Below are 15692 nucleotides of genomic sequence, written 5' to 3'. Positions count from 1 at the left end.
ACAGTAGACTATGCTTAGCTTTCTGTGTTTTTTTCTAATTTCATTTAGAGGTGAATTAATTGGTAGTTATTAGAGGTGCCCTATAGTCTATCAGTAAGAAAAAATTAGTGGGCTTTATTTTGTATTCAAATGTTTAACAGTTAGTACGTTTAGTCAATACTAATCCCATTTACCTTCAAAAACTTCTTTCAGGAACTTTTTGGGCATCCAAAAAGAATGTTTGGTGATTCTTCTACCATCAGGTAACTCGTCTGTATCAGTTAGTTTTCCTTTACCTATAAAGTAATCAGGTGAAATTTCATAATAGGAGTTGGTCGCATGGATTTTTGTAAATATAATATTATTTTTAGCGCTTGTTGGAAAATTTGTATGTACTCTATTATTTATTTTAGTCAGTACAACACCATTTTGAATAATTTGTCTCGTTTCTTGCCAAACTCGTTTAACTTCATCAATCTGACGGTCTGGGAATCCCCAATATTTAATAGAATCCAGTTTGTATACTTTGGGATTTGTTTCTTTAAAGATAACAAATAAAAAACGCTTGTCACAAATCTCTTGATATGGATGAGATTCTTCCCAATTTTCATTCTCAATTAACTCTTTAAATTTATAGGTTTTAAATGGTGAGTCTTCTATAGGCAATCCATTTTTATTGACTCTAATAACTCGTAAATTCATATTCGCTTTTTGAAATTCTTGTGTTTTATCAATATCACCAGTTAGACCTAAAATTTTTCTGATGAGGGTATTGTTTCTACCTTTTGCCTTGGGATTGATGTCAAATAGTTGATAAAGTTCAGAATCTGATTGGTTTTTATATTTTAATATCTTTTCAGCTATTATACTAGTAAAGGGCGCTCTTCTACTATTAAATGTTGAAGAAATACTTTCTTGCTCTTCTTGACCAAAAATTTTATTTCTGATCAAATATGTCATATAACTAGATTTTAATTCCCATGCTCTTTGTTTTGCAGGTGTACTATTAAAAGGTTGTTCACGAAAATCTTTTCCTTTACCTGCCCCTTTAGTACATGTTGAAAGGTAATTCCCATCTGATTCTGAAAGTTCATGTGCTTTCCCACTTTTTATTTTACTAGCTATTCTTCTGTAATCATCTAGTATAACTTCCATATCTTCTTCAAACCATTCAAAAAGAAATACTTTTTCAATGATGTAATCTTTTAATTCTTGATTTGGAATTAGGCCATTATAAAATAAAATTAACATCTTAGCACATTTTTTCCATAAATGTGTTGAATAAAAATCATCTAGATTTTCTTGCATGTAGTTTATGATTGTCAATACTAAACGCTCTTTAGCACTCATGGTCCCATTTTTATTTATTTTAAATGGTGTCACTTTTAACTCGACACCTACTTTACTAAAATCAGCATTTGAATCACTATTTTGCAAATAACCATAAAAATATTTTTCGATGTTATTGCCATATTGTCCTTTAGATTTCATGCTAATCTTTTTGTTTTTAAAAACTGAAAGTGTTTCTGATTGAAAGTCCTCATATGTTTTATAAGGCGATGCTTCATAAACTTCAAGAATAGTTGAAAATTTTTGATTTAATAAGTTATCAGAGTAATCTATTATACTGTTTAAATTACTATCATCATAATCGAATAATGGATTTTTCATTTGGTATCTCCAATTAAATAAGATATTTAAATATTTGATTCTATTATATCAAATTTAATAGTTGATCGATTTGAAATAATAGTATATAATAGAATAATCAAAGAAATACAGGTGAAAATATGAAAGTGCTAGAGTTATTTGCAGGTGTCGGTGGGTTTAGAGTAGGCCTTGAAAATGTAGATAAAAAGTTTTTTGAAACAAAATGGGCGAATCAATGGGAACCATCACGTAAGTCACAGGATGCTTTTCAAGTTTATGATTATCATTTTCCAAATAGTGATAATATTAATGATAGTATTGTAGACATCACAGATGAGAAATTCGCTTCAATGGATGCTGATATGATTGTTGGTGGTTTTCCTTGTCAAGATTATTCAGTTGCTCGTAGTAAAAAGAATGAACAGGGTATAGAGGGGAAAAAGGGTGTTTTATTCTGGGAGATAATACGTGCAACACGTATTATTAAACCTAAATATCTTATTTTGGAAAATGTTGACAGACTTTTAAAAGCACCATCAAAGCAACGTGGGCGTGATTTTGCTATCATGCTTACAGCATTTAATAATCTAGGTTACTCAGTTGAATGGCGTGTCATAAATGCTGCCGAATATGGTCGTAGTCAACGTCGTCGTCGAGTTTACTTTTTTGTCTATAGGAATGATTTAAAATTTGCTAAAAGAATTGATAAAAAATTTGAATTAGGAAATGATATTGTAGAGGAAAAATATGATGATTATATCTTTTCTGACGGACTTTTTGCTACTCAGTTTCCAGTGACCACTGAGATAGTAAAAAAACGTAGAGCATACTACGAATTAGATGATGATATAGTTGCAGTCTCTGATAATTTTACAGGAACAGTTTGGAATACTGGTATTATGCGCCATGGAAAGTATTATACAATCGAAACTGTGCCAAATTATAAAGGAAAAAGTTTAACATTAGGCGATATACTACAAAGTGAAGAAGAAGTTGATGAAAAATACTATATCACTGATACTGAAAAATTGAAAAAATTTCAGTATTTAAGAGGTGCAAAGCGTATTGAAAGAACTTCTTCGGATGGGTTTTCATATATTTTCTCAGAGGGTGGTATGTCACCGTATGATGATGAGAGTTTACCAGGCAGAACAATGTTAACTTCGGAAGGGTCAGTTAATAGATCGACTCATTTGCTATTTAGAAATAATCGGTATCGTTTAATTACACCAATAGAAGCTGAAAGATTACAAGATTTTCCAGATGATTGGACGAGTAAAAAGAAATTATCAACAGAAGAAGTAACTGAAGTTTCTGATAGAATGCGTTTATTTTTTATGGGTAATGCTTTAGTAACTGATATTGTGAAAGAAATTGGATTTTTTATAAAACATATTGAATAATATTTATAGTAAAGAAAATCAATCCTGAGCTTGGGATTGATTTTTATTTGACATAAGTATAAGTATCACCATTAATTTTTTTATAATCAGGATATATTAAGTTAACATTTTCAGAGTTCCATAGTTTAAAATAAATGGTACTAAGTATCAATAAATTCTTTCAAAAACACTCACCCATATAAATTTCAAAAAGCTTTAATCTCATGTTTTTATTGAGATTCTAATATTAATCGTTTCAACTGATTTCAATTAGTTTCAACTGAATGGTGTGAATTTTTCCGTCAAAATATATGGATTCAGCTGATTAGTACTAAAAGTTCACACCATTTTTTAGTTGAATAGAAATAATCTGTTTTATGGTAAGGAGTCATACAAAATTTATCAATTGTAATATCGTCTAAATTACAAATCTATCATAAGAGAGTGTTTTTTATACGTTCAGGTGGCTAACTTCATTTTACAATTTGCCATTTATACGAATAATCATTAAACTATAGAAATCAAATTTTGTTAGCTCCATTCTTTGAAAAATCAAAATAATTAATGTTAAGTGTATTTATCAAGCTAATTTTTTCAAATGAGAACTTGACAAAAGTGAATTTTCTTTATTCATATAAATAATCTAGCTATTGATAAGGAGTCATACCAAACTTATCAGATATAATATCGTTAAATTCATCAACGATAACACCATCAAGATGATATGGCAGGTTCAAGCTATCAATTATTTGTTGATAGTTCGTATCTGGAGTGAAGTCGTATTTATCATCTAGCATTCTCATGACTTTGCTTATCATGTATTTATTTGCTTCAAACTCTAAATTATCATTTTGGAAATGATTAGTGATATATTTTTTACAATCTCCATTTAGGAAATGTGCTGTTTCATGCAATAAAGTAAGTGATGTTTCTATTTCGTCTAAACTTTCATTTATAAAGATAATGGCGGTGTTATTTTCGATACCAAAATATCCATTACCACTAAAATCCATATATTGAATTTCTATTCCAAGTTCTTTTATTAGTCGCTTAATCTTTGATAGCATATATTAGTTATCTTTGAGTCTATCTTCCATTCTTTTGCGTAAAAATTCACGTATTTTTTCACGGTCATCATCATACATTGGTTTTCCGTCAAATGATTTAAATGTGTCTAGGGATTTTTCTAAATCTTCGTCAAACTGATTTTGATTTTTTATGTCAGTATTTCCTAAAAGATAATCTGTGGATACATTAAAAAAATTTGCTAATAAGATAGCTCTTTCTGTTGACGGAGTCTGTCCCTTTTTGTAGTTAGCTAATGTATTTCTAGATAGCTTCAGATTTTTTTCAACTTGATTTAAAGATAAATTTTTTTCTAAAGCTAGTGATTTCAAGCGTTCGTAGAACATTTTTTTCTCCTTGAAAAATAAATAAATTTTTTTAAGATATCCCTTGACTTATTGTAGTCAATAGATTACAATAATAATGTAGTTAATAAATTACACAACTCTTGAAACAAAAGGCTACTTATTATAATATAAATAGCCGAATACTTCAAGAACACTATTCAAAGTTAGCTTGCGGGTCTTGATTAATTATCCTAATAGGAATCAAAACATAAATCAAGTCATACAAAAAAGAAAATTTTGAATAATTGAACTTTGAAAAGTAAATCAGATCGTTAAGACAATGACTTACAAATCATTTTAAATAATTGTTCGCACTTTTATTATAACTGATTGTAAAGCCATTGTCAAAATGATAATGGCGGTGGATCCGTAAAAAGCCCATAGGGGATTGTAGAGTCCTCAGAACATTGCATAGATTTAGTGAGCGATGACCTTTTAATAAGTGAGCCACAATCAAATCTCGGTCTATGTAGTGAACCTGTCTAACAAAGGAACGCATGGCGCTCGAAAAATGACTAAAAGTTTTTCGTATGGGTAAGATGTTAGTTGACTTATGAAAATATTTCAACCTTGTTTTATACAAGTACAACTGGTGGTAGGTTCAATTTTTCTATGTCTTGGAAATGAAAGACTAGAGATTACAATGATTATAAATGTAATACAATATAGGATATCAGTTATGCTGATACTTTTTAATTTTCCGATAGAAAGCACTCGCTGAACATCATACGATATGAATGTGCTTGTTTCTATTAAGTCAGGAAAACAATTATCAATGAGTACCAACTTCGGTATGTTTGTTTCTTTAGTGATAAAGAAAATAGTTGTCAATGAGTATCAACTTAGATATGCTTGTTTCCTGTGAAAATGACAATAGACAATATTTGTCTGTTGTAAACTGCTTATAAGTATTTTCCCAACTTTCCTTATAAGTAGTTTAGAACAGATAAATTTAAAAACAAATAAACACATTTACTCACAAAAATCACTCATTCGTGATATAATAGAGTTAATTAAGGAGGATATATCATGACTACGATACAAATTTCTACAAGAGTTGACGACCAAATAAAAGATATGGCTCAAAAAGTTTTCGAACGTCAAGGTCTCGATATTTCAACTGCTCTCAAAATGTTTATTACTAAAACAGCTTACGAACAAGAAGTACCACTATCTCTTAAAAATAGTGAAACAACTACTCCTTATCCTAGTGATTGGTTTAATGATGAAAGGATAAGTAATAGAAAAAAGATTACTGATTTGGCTTTCAAAAATTCTCAAGTTCAAAAACTAGACTTATCCAAAAAAGAAGATATAAAGGAGTTTTTCAATGACTAGAGATGTCAGAGAGCATAGCATTATGATTGCTAATTTAGCATATGACGAGGGCAGGGAATTTGGTTCAAAAACCAGACCTGCTTTTGTTTTGAAATACGATAACGAGATTATTAGTTATTACAATATTACAAGTCAATTTAGTTCAAAGTCTGATTACTATCAATCTAAGTATTTTGAGATAAAAGATTGGGCTTATTCTGGCTTGAATAAACCGTCTTGGATTGATACATTTAAAATTAGGCAAGTTGAGGAAGAATATGTTGTGATAAATTTTGTAGGCTACCTATCTTCACAAGATGAAGCAAGGTTTATAGATTTTTTGACAGGTATTAAATAAGCTGTTTTGACTAGAGAAATCTAGTCTTTTTTTGTTTGACCTAAGCAAGTCATGAAACTGTATTAACCTGTGGAGGTATAGAAAATGTGAAACTGTTTTGGTTGGTTACAAAATATTATTTTTTCGATTTTGACCTGAACATGTCATAAACTGTTTAGCTATATAAAACTAAGATTAATGGCTGAATATATCAGTCAAAGCTAGGACAGAGCCTTATGTACTGTCTGATAATTGAATTAACTGAGATTGTAAAACAAGGTATTGAGTATCTTGTTTTTTAGTGGCTTTCTTAATGGTAAGATTATACGTTTAAAATATCTAGTGTGTTTTTGGTTCAACGTGTAACAGGTTCAATCCCTGAAAGCTACATAAAATAAAAATTACGAGAGGTTAGATATATATAAAATGGTTGTCGATGAAGAATAAAAAAATTGAAAACATGACTAGAAAAGAGATTGAAGCACTTAGTGCTGATGAATTAAAAGACGGTATGAGGTCTGTTTTTCGTGAAGCTGAGAAAAAAAGACGCTGGCAAGAAATAGATAATTTGGTTAAAAAAATAAATGGCTTTAAACCTGAACCTATCAAAGAAGATGAGTTTTCATTTATATTCAACCATATTTTTAGTTCTTGGGTAAAACAATGGGAGGACGAGAATAAGTAAAATTTTGACGATATTGACCTAAGCAAGTCATTAAACTGCGTGTCGTGAAGATAAATTAATCAAATGGCTGTGCTTCAAGTTCTTTTATTTTTGATTACAAGTATTAAATTTAGGAGATAACATATGTCTGCATTAAAAACACTTTCAGTAAAACTGGAAGAAATTATCGAGGATAAAAAAATTTGGGTCAATCCTAACCCGACTAAAGTCAAAAAAACTATGACACAACCTGACTTGTTAGTTTACAGTGCTAGTGGTTTAAATGAGCCTAATTTCCGTGTGGTTGTACCTGCTAATAAAGGTTTTGTGCCTAACAGTCGAGTACAGGTAAAAATCATTAAGCCTAAACTTGGTGGCTTTATGTTTGATGAGGGTATTGCTGGAGTAAAAGATTCCGCTGTGATTTTTGCGGATAGTGTAGAGGAGATGAAATAATGGCAAAAGCAAAGAAAAAATACGGTCTTGATACCTTTAATAAAGGGTATTCTGTTGATGTTAAAGAAACCTATGGCGATTTGATTTATCTTGATACGATTGCTTCTGAACGGTTTAATTATGAAGATACTGAAACAGGTGCAATCTATGACAGTCAAGCCGAACTGGATAAAGAACAACCTGATAAAAACTTACAAAAAGTTGAAAACACACATGAAATTGAACATTTGTATGTGCAGGTTTATTCAGAAGTCCAAAAAGACAATATGGATATTCGTGTACCAGTAGACTTTGACGACAGTAAATTTAATATGAATGATAATGTACGTCTGACTGGTAAAGTTGTTGCTCGATTACAAACTGGCACAAAACGTGTTGATGTAACTACCGCAAATGGTCGAACTCGCCAAGAAACAGTAGCTGACTACTTTTTCACGGTTTCAGCTGAGGGGTTAGAAAAAGTATCTAATCAGTCTACTACTCCTGCACCACAACCACCAAAACCAAAAGAAGAAAATCAAAAGAAATAAGTTTTGATTTTTAGAAAGTGGTGTTAAATGAAGTTGTTAAAACAGATTTTCTACTTTAGAGGTATAAAAATAGGTAAAAAAGAAAAAATAGTATCAAGAATGACAGTTACTATTTTACTTTTGCCTTTTTTACTTTTATTTGGTCTTTTGACTTATCTTTTATTTTCACAACTGAGTTCAAATTTATATTTCTTGCTTGTTTACTTTCTTTTTGTAGTTCTGATAAGTTTTATTGGTACTTTTATTTTGTATCGGTTGCTTCATATCAAATTTTGGTTTTTTAAAAAACTAGGAAATAGAAGATTATTATATCGTCATTTGTTAGAAAATAAAATTTATTATCCTATAAAACGTAAAGATAAACCCGATAAAATCAAACTACCTAATGTTTACCTCAAACAAAATAAGTACACCATTGTGGTCACTTTTCAGTTAGAGGGTCGACAATTTCAGGATAAGTTTTTAAATATTGGTGGCGCTTTAGAAGTGATGTACTCTGCAGATATGATGGGTAGAATAGATGAAAAAGGCTATATTAGCTATGTTTATTCTGCGGACACTATCTTAGGTCGCATCTCAGCTAAAGATGTACGTGTGGTTGATAAAGGACTTATCCTTATGGAAGATGTCTTTTGGGACTTTGTGCATAACCCTCATCTGTTAATTGCTGGTGGTACTGGTGGTGGTAAAACGGTTCTCTTACGCTCTATTTTAAATGGACTGCTTAGAGAGGGTCTTGTCGAGATATTAGACCCTAAACAAGCTGATTTTGTTTCTTTAGCTGAATTACCAGTCCTACAGGATAGGGTGGTTTTTGAAGTAGCTGATATGATTAATAAAATTATTGAGTTTAAAGAAAACATGGAAATTCGTTATGCGACAATGCGTCAACTTCAAAAAGAAAAAAATCAAAAAGAGCTAGGCAATTTTCAAGAATATGAATTGAAACCTGCTTTTTTAATCATTGATGAGTTTCCCTCTTTACGTGCTATGATGTCAGAAGATAGAGAAATGATGTTAGAAGCTGAGCAGGCTATGGGAGCTTTAAAACAGATTATCCTGAAAGGTCGTCAAGCGGGCTTCTTTGCGATTATCTCAACTCAGAATGTAAAAGCTGATGATTTACCGTCCACATTTAAAGATAATATCATGACACGTATTTCAGTTGGCCGTTTGTCTCAATTCTCATATGAGGTTATTTTTGGGGAAGAAAACAAAAATAAATACTTCAAGTATATTGAACAAATTAATGGCGAACGTGTCTATGGTCGTGGTTATTATGGTGTATTTGGTAGTCCTGCTAGAGAGTTTTTCTCTCCTGAATTGCCTGACTCTAAAGAATTTTCATTTTATGATGAGTTTGAAACTTTAGAAAGGCTTGGTTTAGAATTTGATAAACAAGATGTTGTGATTAAAACTTATACGGCTAAAGAACTATCAGATGAATTGAAACTTGATTATCGAGTTTTCAAAAAGTATAAGTCTGAGTTTGAAACGGCTGGTCAAGAATTTGATAAAACATTTAGTATGTCTGATTTAATTATGTTTGAAAGGGCAATTAGCTATAAATCGAGTGGTAAAACTTACCAAGTAGCTATTAGTGAAGCTATATTATGAGGAAAGAATCAAAAACGAGAACCTTAGAGCGGTGGACTTGTCTGTGGAACGAGACCGTAAAAGACGTGGCGAAAAGCGGAGCCGTAAGGCGGAAGCGTATTGAGTGCGGTTTTTACGGTCTTGTTACGCAGTTACAAGACCTTTGCCTATGCCCGCAAGGGCATAGGCAAAACAGCTTACACCCCGAATTGTAATACGGGGTGTAACAATATAACCAACTTAATAAACTCTTTATTTAAAGGCTTCTAGGTAAGCTTGATTGGTTATATGGAAATCAAGAAAAGATTAGAAAAGAGATTTAAATATGAAATATTATGCGGTTGTTGTAAAAGGCGAAAATAGCGTTTTTGATGAATCATACGTGATTGGCGCTAATAGCCTAATGGAAGTTGAAAGTGACATTAGCACACATTATTGTGGTAATGATTTCTCATTAGCACGCTATCAGATGACAGAAATTACTAAAAAGGAGTATCTGGTTCATGACGATAGACGAAAGTTTTGATTTAAAAGGTATTATGAAAAACTACCTTTTATCTCAAAAAGATGTCGGTAAGATAGTTGGTGTTTCACAAGTATTTATTTCTAATGTGCTTTCTGGTAAAAAAACATTAATCCCTAAAAAGAAGCAAGTTCTCCTTGATTATCTGAGTTACAATTCAAAATATGAGCTAGAAACAAGTGTTGACTATCTAAGAATTAGACTTAAAACTTTGAAGTGGTTTGAAGTGATTGAAGATTTACTCCTCATGGATAGTAACTTATTCAATATTGATGTATCAAGTATGCACAACTACAACATGAGTATGTCTTATGGCAGTATACGAATTTTACGTCATAGTGAAAATATTGATATGGGTACACTTGTTGAGTTTAATGGTGGTGGTTGTCGTGAGTTTGAACAGGAACTTAAAGACCAAAATAGAACATGGAAACAATTTTTTCAAGATTGTTTCTTTTTTTCTATGGAACAAAAAAAAGTATCTAATTTTGAAGATTTAGATGATTACTTAAAATTCACTCGTCTTGATTTAGCGACTGATGAAATGTACTCTAAAAAAGGAAACTATGATTTACGTAAACTTTATGACAAAATGTTGGCGGGTCAAATTCAAACACCTTTCAGACAATTTTCGTCAAATGAAAGTTTCTTATACCGAGACGGCGAGTTTATCTCTACTGGCTTATCTTTATATTTTGGTTCACGTAAAAGTAAGTCAATCTATATCAATTTCTATGAAAAAGATAAAGAACAATCAATGGTACGTGATTTATATCTTGATGAAATTCATGAATTATACGGTTATAAAAACCGTTATGAAATAAGGTTATTTGGGGATAAAGCGACACAAGTCATTTTTGATTTCTGGTATAACGATATTCCACTACAAAATTTAGCAGGTCAAATTATCTCTCATTACTTGGATATTAAGGACGATAAAGGTAATTGGGATATTGAATGGTTAGATGTTTTTGGTTCAGATAAAAGTTATGGCTTTGTCAATAAACCTAGGGAAGTCAGTTATGACCGAACATTAAAATGGCTTGATTCATCTGTTTTTGCTTCTTTGAAAAGAAACATGGAGATTGATAGATTGACTGGTTCTCAAAAGACAATGGACTTATTTCACGAAAAAGAACTTGATGAAAAAAATCAGAATTTAGTAGATTCTATTGTTAAACAGAAAAAGGAAAGGGCATTTTATGACAACTTCCATGAAATGATAGAACTTGAATATGACTGATTTAACATTTTCTGAAATTGAAAAAATCAATGAAGCACGTGAAAGGCGATTGATTGAAGCTGCTTTAAAAAGCAGCACTCAAAAATTTCGTGGCAGTTATGAAGCCAAAAAAAAAATCATGATGAAAAATATCAACTCAGAAGCGTGTCAAATCATGCGTATCAAAATTGATATTTTGTGTGATTATAATTATTTGCGACATGACAGAAGAAAATTTGATTACAGACATCTCTATTATGGTTGGACTAATGCGCAAAAACTGCAAGAACTCAAAAGGTTAAACATTGAATATGACAAATTACTCTATCAAGAATGATTAAAATAATGATTGGGTGGGTATTGAACTTTTAAAAAAAACTAACTTTTAAGAAAATGAAAGAGGTATAACCTATGGCAAACGCAACACAAGAATATCCAAAAATTGACCCTAAAAAAACGAAACAGTTGATTAGTACTTTAGGGGAGCTGGTAGAAAAACACAATTTTGATGAAGCGTGGACGATTGCAGGACAGCTAAATAGTATTTTGAAAGAACAAGCTGAGAATTTAAATGGGGCTGAATACAGCGCTTTGGAGGGTGTTATCAAGTCCTATTATTCTCTTAATGAACAACACAAAAAATTCAGTCAACGTACCTATGCTTTTGCACGTAAGGCAAATGATGTAGCGAGTTAATCTGAATGTGGGTGGTAATATTTTAATCAATAGAAAGAGGACAAAATGCAAATTAATGTTTATGAAATGATTGAAGATGATAAATTCTTCATCGGTAGTTATCCTGACAATTTTTCAAAAGGTCGGTGGTTTACTGTTGAGGAGCTTATTTATTCTAGTTATGAAAAAATTGAAGATGAGTATTTAGATAAATACAATCCTAACGGACAGCCTGAGTTAGAACTTGGTGTATTTGATATAGAGAATGTTTCTGGTCTATGGAGTGGAGAATATGATGTTTCATCTTTAATTGATAAATTACGTGAAATTGAGTCAACTGGATATTATGAAATTGACTTAGAGATTTACGAATTTACAGAAGAATTTTTTGAAGAAACTGGTATGTCAATTTATGATGTCGCACGTGCAGTTTATTTTGGTAATATCAAAGGCTGGAATGATGATTATATCGGTTTCAATGGTTACGGTAACTTTGAGACTTATTCTGAAACAGAATACCAGTCACAAATTGATATGTATGTAAAAGACTTAGGTCTTTTTTAAATTAAGGGGCGCAAATGTCAAAATTTGCGTTCTTATAATAGCAAAACAGAAAGGTTTGTTATATGAAAAGGAGTAAAAAAATTGAGTGAACAAGAAGAACTCTACTATGAATTAAGTGATATTGCGCATGAAATGAAAATAAGAGTAAGTGATTTAATTATAGTTGCTAAAGAGTTAGAGTTTGGTGAGGTCAAACCTGATGATTTATTTACTTTATCAGAAGCTAAACAACTCATTGCACGGTATGATGAAAAACAAAACGATCCTGAAAAAGTGCCTGAGAAAAAAACAAAGGTTTACTGAAAAAACTCAGAACTAAGAAAGATGAATTGTTTGCACCTAAAGATGATAAGAAAAATAAGAAAACTGTTACTTTCATCAATAAGCCCAAGAAAAAATTCACACTTAAAGGTTCTGGTACTTTCAAAAGTAAAGTCCTTGTCTATGGCACAATTGGCTTATTATTGAGCTTGTCAGTTGGCGCAACAACTTTATCCATTCTGTCACGGTCAAAAGCATTGTCTAAACCAACTGTCTCAGTTGTTGCTGATAAGCGCTTGTTAAGCGAAACAGACAATAAAGTTAATGTCTATATGACTAGCTTTATTAGAAGTTATTTTAACTACTCGTCTCAAAATAATGGCGACTATTTAAAAAATCTAACTGATTATTTTGGCGATAATGTCAATATGACTTATCTACCTGAAAATAAAAGTGATATGAAATTAGTATCAAGTACTTTGCTTAAAATTGAAAACAATTTAGCTACATATGTTGTCAATTACCAAGTAAAAGAAAATTCAGAAGATAAAAACAGTAAATTTCTTGATAGGTCTGTAGAATTTAACATTCCGTTTGCTAGTAAAGCTGACAGATTTTATGTGTCAGATACACCTTTCGTGACTGCCCTAAGCGAGTTACAAGGTAATAATGTTAAAAAACAAGGTCTGACAAAACAAACACAAGACTATACAGAAAGTGAAGTTAAAAAGTTTGGCACGTTCTTAGAAGCCTTTTTCACGGCTTATACAACTGATGATAAAACACTTGCTACTATGAGTGCTGATATTGTCGGTATTAAAGGCTATAAGTTTGATAAGTTACTTTACACTTATTATGCTAAAGGTGCTTCTGGTACAACAACTGCTGTTGTGACAGTCTCTTTCAAAGACAGTCTCAATTCAATTCATAAAGAAAATTTTGAGTTGTCAATTAAGAAAAATGGGGATACTTGGTTTGTCAAAACATTAAATCACGGTGTCTCACAAGATTATTTTAAAGAAGAAAAGGAAAAATAAAATGACTAATATTTTAAACGCTGTCGCATTACTTATTCTAATCGGTGCTGGTATCGGTGCTTTGAAAGCCTTTGCGAAAGGCGATAAGACAAACGCATTGATGACTGGCTTAATAGGACTTACAGTATCTAGTATTCTAAGTCCAACAACATTTGAAGCATGGAAAGTAGTGATTAGTTCTGTGATTTCTGGAATCGGTAAAGTAATTAACAGTATTTCGGGTTCTTTGTAATATGGAAGATAAAGAAAGATACCCTGATAGGGATACATTTTCATACCAATTATCATTAGAAGCACCCTCATATTTACCACCAATACCTTTGGTTGGCGAAAAGAAATTATCATGGGCTTTTTATTTGATTTTAGAGTTTACTTTGTCAATGCTTTTCTTTTGGAAAGTATTGTTTTTCTTTTCAGTGTATTGGGCATTTATATTTTCGGCTTTAATTGCTTGGAACTTTGCTGACCCTGTGGCTGATTTAAAGATTGATGGTAAATTCTTTCATAGATATTTGTTTGATAAAATCATGTATTGGTTGATTTACGGTAGAAGAAAAAACACACATTACCTATCACAAGGTAATCTTATAAAGAAAATAAGGAGTTAGAAATTTGAATAAAAGAAATGGGATTGTTGCTTTTCACGGTAATTTGATGTTGCGATCAAATCTTGATGTCTATGCAATGTACGAAATTCCTGAAACGATTGTTAATACAGTAGATATTACACTGAAAAATGAATTTAAGGAATTGGTATCTGATACTTTATCTGATTTAGAAATTTTCGGTGGCTTTGAAGTCTCAACGATTCCATTTTCTACAGAAGCAACACATAATTATACGTTTTTGGAGCAGGACTTAGCAGAAGATACTAAACCAGTTGGCTTGTATCTTATGAAAAGGCAAGCTGAGGAGCTTAAAAAACAAATTGGCGAAACTTCTCAGGATAGATTCTTTTTAACTATACCGCTTAGAAATAATCATGTGTCACTTGATTTTAAAGACGGTCTTAAAACAGCTATTACTGATTTTTCAAATAGAGTAATGGCAACAATTGGTTCTGATGTTACTTTTGATGAAGATTGGTATGAACGATTTGAAGCACTCAATCATGAAATTTATCAAACACTGTTACCACTCAACGGCTATATGCCAACACAAGACCAGACAATTTTCGTCAATAATAATCACTATTTACGTGGTATGTCAGTAGATAGAGAGCTTGAAATTATTCAAGTTGAAAATAACATTGATAATTTTGGCAGTGCTGGTGTTAGTTTTGAAAATTATGGTATTTTAACTTTAAGTGACGGTGCGCAAACAACTTACTTAGCTATATTGCCGATTGCCATACCACCGTCAAACTTATCTTATAATCACTTTATCGAAAGACGGCGATTACTAGGTTTTGATACAGAGGTACAAACAAAGGCTATCTTTGCTAAGAAGAATGGCTTTAATTCAATGCAACAACGTGCCAATCGTGCTAAGCAAAAACATAAAAAAACAAATGAAGATATTGCTATGAGAAATGGCATTGTTCGTGATGAAATCGGACAAGCAGAAGCCCTTTCAGAAGATTTAGTAAAAAAATCAAATCGTGGCGAAACAATTATCTCTTATCTTCAATCAATGTTTGTCTATGATGATGATTATGATCGCTTACAAGAAAAAATAAAAATCGTCATGCGCAATTTCAAAAAAATTGGTATTGAATTGGCACGTGCTAAAGACGACCAAGTTTATCTTTTTTATAAGCATAGATTGACTGAGCCTTTATTTGAGAATGAACGCAGATACTTACAAACAACCACAATGGCAGGTTTTGCGGAAAGTCTGTTTTTTACTGGTCAAAAAGTAGGTTCTGATGTTGGCTTGTATATGGGTAGAGTGGATTCAAGATATGATCGTTGGTCTGGCGGCTATAAAGAAGCACTCCAAAATTCAAGAAATCTTGTCTATTATAATTTGTTACAAGCTAACAAGTTAGATGTAGAGGGTAAAATCAGCTTTGACGGTCTTGTAAAAGTAACAGGTCAAATGGGCATGGGAAAATCTTTCTTTGTTAAGCAAACGTTCGTTATGAA

At 31.6% G+C, this 15692-nt stretch carries 20 protein-coding genes; 17 read left to right on the top strand and 3 right to left on the bottom strand.

Annotated elements, in window-relative coordinates; all coding sequences use genetic code 11:
* Nucleotides 1–159: 159 nt before the first annotated feature.
* A complete protein-coding gene (locus tag LRA01S_RS09075) occupies nucleotides 160–1650 on the bottom strand; it encodes a Sau3AI family type II restriction endonuclease (protein WP_061775306.1) in 1491 nt (496 codons plus the stop codon).
* Nucleotides 1651–1769: 119 nt separating this feature from the next.
* Between LRA01S_RS09075 and dcm the strand changes: the two genes are divergently transcribed.
* Nucleotides 1770–3032: a DNA (cytosine-5-)-methyltransferase gene (gene dcm, locus LRA01S_RS09070; RefSeq protein WP_061775305.1), complete on the top strand. Its 1263-nt coding sequence runs from the start codon at nucleotides 1770–1772 to the stop codon at nucleotides 3030–3032.
* Nucleotides 3033–3658: 626 nt separating this feature from the next.
* Here the strand turns inward: dcm and LRA01S_RS09065 are convergent.
* Together LRA01S_RS09065 and LRA01S_RS09060 are read right to left on the bottom strand one after the other, a co-directional pair.
* Nucleotides 3659–4078, bottom strand: a complete 420-nt coding sequence (locus tag LRA01S_RS09065) for an ImmA/IrrE family metallo-endopeptidase (RefSeq protein WP_061775304.1) — start codon at nucleotides 4076–4078, stop codon at nucleotides 3659–3661.
* Nucleotides 4079–4081: 3 nt separating this feature from the next.
* The gene (locus tag LRA01S_RS09060; RefSeq protein WP_031367059.1) at nucleotides 4082–4423 is read right to left on the bottom strand and encodes a helix-turn-helix domain-containing protein; all 342 of its coding nucleotides are present in this window, start codon (nucleotides 4421–4423) and stop codon (nucleotides 4082–4084) included.
* Between the two features lie 1029 nt (nucleotides 4424–5452).
* Between LRA01S_RS09060 and LRA01S_RS09055 the strand changes: the two genes are divergently transcribed.
* The 16 genes from LRA01S_RS09055 to LRA01S_RS08980 form a co-directional block, all read left to right on the top strand.
* Entirely contained in the window at nucleotides 5453–5761 is a 309-nt protein-coding gene (locus LRA01S_RS09055) for a type II toxin-antitoxin system RelB/DinJ family antitoxin (protein WP_031367058.1), read from the top strand.
* Nucleotides 5754–6098 (top strand): type II toxin-antitoxin system PemK/MazF family toxin, encoded by a 345-nt coding sequence (locus LRA01S_RS09050; protein WP_061775303.1) that lies wholly within the window; start codon nucleotides 5754–5756, stop codon nucleotides 6096–6098. Before LRA01S_RS09055 ends, LRA01S_RS09050 begins: the two co-directional genes overlap by 8 nt.
* A 415-nt stretch (nucleotides 6099–6513) precedes the next feature.
* Complete coding sequence (locus tag LRA01S_RS09045) at nucleotides 6514–6762, top strand: hypothetical protein (RefSeq protein WP_061775302.1); 249 nt, start codon at nucleotides 6514–6516, stop codon at nucleotides 6760–6762.
* A gap of 123 nt (nucleotides 6763–6885) precedes the next feature.
* A complete protein-coding gene (locus LRA01S_RS09040) occupies nucleotides 6886–7197 on the top strand; it encodes a hypothetical protein (RefSeq protein WP_061775301.1) in 312 nt (103 codons plus the stop codon).
* Nucleotides 7197–7727 (top strand): DUF961 family protein, encoded by a 531-nt coding sequence (locus LRA01S_RS09035; protein WP_061775300.1) that lies wholly within the window; start codon nucleotides 7197–7199, stop codon nucleotides 7725–7727. The genes LRA01S_RS09040 and LRA01S_RS09035 overlap by 1 nt, the downstream gene beginning before the upstream one ends.
* 27 nt (nucleotides 7728–7754) lie before the next feature.
* The gene (locus LRA01S_RS09030; protein ID WP_061775299.1) at nucleotides 7755–9344 is read left to right on the top strand and encodes an FtsK/SpoIIIE domain-containing protein; all 1590 of its coding nucleotides are present in this window, start codon (nucleotides 7755–7757) and stop codon (nucleotides 9342–9344) included.
* A 304-nt stretch (nucleotides 9345–9648) separates the two neighbouring features.
* Entirely contained in the window at nucleotides 9649–9849 is a 201-nt protein-coding gene (locus tag LRA01S_RS09025; RefSeq protein ID WP_061775298.1) for a hypothetical protein, read from the top strand.
* A complete protein-coding gene (locus tag LRA01S_RS09020; RefSeq protein ID WP_061775297.1) occupies nucleotides 9827–11089 on the top strand; it encodes a replication initiation factor domain-containing protein in 1263 nt (420 codons plus the stop codon). Before LRA01S_RS09025 ends, LRA01S_RS09020 begins: the two co-directional genes overlap by 23 nt.
* Nucleotides 11082–11405: a hypothetical protein gene (locus tag LRA01S_RS09015; protein WP_061775296.1), complete on the top strand. Its 324-nt coding sequence runs from the start codon at nucleotides 11082–11084 to the stop codon at nucleotides 11403–11405. Before LRA01S_RS09020 ends, LRA01S_RS09015 begins: the two co-directional genes overlap by 8 nt.
* A gap of 74 nt (nucleotides 11406–11479) precedes the next feature.
* Complete coding sequence (locus LRA01S_RS09010; protein ID WP_003139569.1) at nucleotides 11480–11764, top strand: hypothetical protein; 285 nt, start codon at nucleotides 11480–11482, stop codon at nucleotides 11762–11764.
* 45 nt (nucleotides 11765–11809) lie between these two features.
* Nucleotides 11810–12307 (top strand): hypothetical protein, encoded by a 498-nt coding sequence (locus tag LRA01S_RS09005; RefSeq protein WP_061775295.1) that lies wholly within the window; start codon nucleotides 11810–11812, stop codon nucleotides 12305–12307.
* An 81-nt stretch (nucleotides 12308–12388) separates the two neighbouring features.
* Nucleotides 12389–12610 carry a hypothetical protein gene (locus tag LRA01S_RS09000; RefSeq protein WP_061775294.1) on the top strand — a complete coding sequence of 74 codons (222 nt, stop codon included), beginning with the start codon at nucleotides 12389–12391 and terminating at the stop codon, nucleotides 12608–12610.
* Nucleotides 12611–12636: 26 nt separating this feature from the next.
* The gene (locus LRA01S_RS08995; protein ID WP_061775293.1) at nucleotides 12637–13605 is read left to right on the top strand and encodes a conjugal transfer protein; all 969 of its coding nucleotides are present in this window, start codon (nucleotides 12637–12639) and stop codon (nucleotides 13603–13605) included.
* 1 nt (nucleotide 13606) lies between these two features.
* The gene (locus LRA01S_RS08990) at nucleotides 13607–13837 is read left to right on the top strand and encodes a hypothetical protein (RefSeq protein WP_061775292.1); all 231 of its coding nucleotides are present in this window, start codon (nucleotides 13607–13609) and stop codon (nucleotides 13835–13837) included.
* Between the two features lies 1 nt (nucleotide 13838).
* Nucleotides 13839–14213, top strand: coding sequence for a hypothetical protein (locus tag LRA01S_RS08985; RefSeq protein WP_031367045.1), 375 nt, complete (start codon nucleotides 13839–13841; stop codon nucleotides 14211–14213).
* Between the two features lie 4 nt (nucleotides 14214–14217).
* On the top strand, nucleotides 14218–15692 hold a 1475-nt coding region (locus LRA01S_RS08980; protein WP_156470235.1), incomplete at its 3' end, for a hypothetical protein.

Source organism: Pseudolactococcus raffinolactis NBRC 100932 (genome assembly GCF_001591765.1).
Lineage (GTDB): Bacteria > Bacillota > Bacilli > Lactobacillales > Streptococcaceae > Pseudolactococcus > Pseudolactococcus raffinolactis.
This window is presented reverse-complemented; position numbering and strand designations above follow the sequence as displayed.

Coding starts and splice junctions, on each gene's coding strand:
- LRA01S_RS09075 (WP_061775306.1), bottom strand. CDS start 1,650: ATGAAAAATCCATTATTCGATTATGATGATAGTAATTTAAACAGTATA.
- dcm (WP_061775305.1), top strand. CDS start 1,770: ATGAAAGTGCTAGAGTTATTTGCAGGTGTCGGTGGGTTTAGAGTAGGC.
- LRA01S_RS09065 (WP_061775304.1), bottom strand. CDS start 4,078: ATGCTATCAAAGATTAAGCGACTAATAAAAGAACTTGGAATAGAAATT.
- LRA01S_RS09060 (WP_031367059.1), bottom strand. CDS start 4,423: ATGTTCTACGAACGCTTGAAATCACTAGCTTTAGAAAAAAATTTATCT.
- LRA01S_RS09055 (WP_031367058.1), top strand. CDS start 5,453: ATGACTACGATACAAATTTCTACAAGAGTTGACGACCAAATAAAAGAT.
- LRA01S_RS09050 (WP_061775303.1), top strand. CDS start 5,754: ATGACTAGAGATGTCAGAGAGCATAGCATTATGATTGCTAATTTAGCA.
- LRA01S_RS09045 (WP_061775302.1), top strand. CDS start 6,514: ATGAAGAATAAAAAAATTGAAAACATGACTAGAAAAGAGATTGAAGCA.
- LRA01S_RS09040 (WP_061775301.1), top strand. CDS start 6,886: ATGTCTGCATTAAAAACACTTTCAGTAAAACTGGAAGAAATTATCGAG.
- LRA01S_RS09035 (WP_061775300.1), top strand. CDS start 7,197: ATGGCAAAAGCAAAGAAAAAATACGGTCTTGATACCTTTAATAAAGGG.
- LRA01S_RS09030 (WP_061775299.1), top strand. CDS start 7,755: ATGAAGTTGTTAAAACAGATTTTCTACTTTAGAGGTATAAAAATAGGT.
- LRA01S_RS09025 (WP_061775298.1), top strand. CDS start 9,649: ATGAAATATTATGCGGTTGTTGTAAAAGGCGAAAATAGCGTTTTTGAT.
- LRA01S_RS09020 (WP_061775297.1), top strand. CDS start 9,827: ATGACGATAGACGAAAGTTTTGATTTAAAAGGTATTATGAAAAACTAC.
- LRA01S_RS09015 (WP_061775296.1), top strand. CDS start 11,082: ATGACTGATTTAACATTTTCTGAAATTGAAAAAATCAATGAAGCACGT.
- LRA01S_RS09010 (WP_003139569.1), top strand. CDS start 11,480: ATGGCAAACGCAACACAAGAATATCCAAAAATTGACCCTAAAAAAACG.
- LRA01S_RS09005 (WP_061775295.1), top strand. CDS start 11,810: ATGCAAATTAATGTTTATGAAATGATTGAAGATGATAAATTCTTCATC.
- LRA01S_RS08990 (WP_061775292.1), top strand. CDS start 13,607: ATGACTAATATTTTAAACGCTGTCGCATTACTTATTCTAATCGGTGCT.
- LRA01S_RS08985 (WP_031367045.1), top strand. CDS start 13,839: ATGGAAGATAAAGAAAGATACCCTGATAGGGATACATTTTCATACCAA.